We start from the raw sequence: 300 nt of genomic DNA on the forward strand, positions 1-300 counted from the left end.
GTGTAGACTTGGTCACGTGCTGTATCGTAGTCATAAACCTTCGCACCACCTGCTGTGAATTCATCGCTAACAAGCTTGTAGCCTTGTTTCTTGAATTCTGTGATTTGACTTGTAGTGCTGTAGGCAATGGCTTCTCCTGACTTACCTGTTACTTCATCTGTTTTGAGAACTTGATTACCATTAGTGCTTACATAACGGATAACAGCTTTTTGGGCATCCTTATGATAAGTGACTGTTTCAACACGGTCTTGGTCTTTCGCTTGAACTCCACTTACAGCTGGGATTTCTGATTTATCCGCT

General features: G+C 42.3%; 1 protein-coding gene. It reads right to left on the minus strand.

Going from position 1 to position 300, the window contains the following annotated elements:
* Window positions 1-300, minus strand: a 300-nt coding sequence (locus tag N8M95_RS09230; RefSeq protein ID WP_390897297.1) for a mucin-binding protein, incomplete at both ends; no start/stop codon positions are given.

This window comes from Streptococcus mitis, from assembly GCF_946190325.1.
Classification (GTDB): domain Bacteria; phylum Bacillota; class Bacilli; order Lactobacillales; family Streptococcaceae; genus Streptococcus; species Streptococcus mitis_CF.